This is a genomic window from Mesorhizobium waimense (genome assembly GCF_003601975.1).
Taxonomy (GTDB): Bacteria; Pseudomonadota; Alphaproteobacteria; order Rhizobiales; family Rhizobiaceae; genus Mesorhizobium; species Mesorhizobium waimense.
The window spans coordinates 1-659 of record NZ_QZWZ01000189.1 but is presented as its reverse complement, the minus strand read 5'-3'; the positions used below and the strand labels follow the sequence as shown (position 1 = coordinate 659).

At 59.5% G+C, this 659-nt stretch carries 1 protein-coding gene; it reads left to right on the top strand.

The window, feature by feature from the left end; all coding sequences use genetic code 11:
• The coding region (locus D3227_RS40550) for an AMP-binding protein (RefSeq protein WP_147377847.1) at positions 1–659 on the top strand (659 nt) is incomplete at both ends.

Sequence of the window (659 nt, the reverse complement as noted above, 5' to 3'; positions counted from 1 at the left end):
CGCCTCGAACCCCGACCCGCGCGCCCTTGGCCTGACCTCCAGCCATCTCGCCTATGTCATCTACACCTCAGGCTCAACCGGAACCCCAAAGGGCGTCATGGTCGAGCATCAAAGCCTGGTCAATCTCGCGGTGGCCCAGATCGGACTTTTTGGCGTTGGTTCAAATAGCCGTGTCGTGCAGTTCGCCTCCTTCGGGTTTGATGCAAGTGCTTGGGAGCTTGTCATGGCGTTTGGCTCGGGCGCCGCCTTGCATTTGCCTGCAGACGAGCTCCGTCAAGCCAGTAACAGGCTATCGGATTACCTGCGTAGTGAAGCCATCACCCATGCGACGTTGCCTCCAGTATTCTTTCAGGGAAGCAGGAATCGGGAATGTTTGGCATCACAAGTTCTCATTCTTGCTGGAGAACTGCCGAAAGCTGGACTCATCCGCAGTTTGGCCTCGGCCTCTGTTGTCAATGCATATGGACCTACCGAAGCAACAGTCTGCGCGACCGTTTGGAATTGCCCGGCTGGTTTTGACGGGTCGGTTGTCCCGATCGGGCGTCCGATCGCGAACACGCGGGTGTATCTGCTGGACGCTCATGGCCAGCCGGTTCCGTTCGGAGCGGTGGGTGAGCTCCATATCGGCGGGGCGGGGGTGGCGCGCGGCTACCTCAACC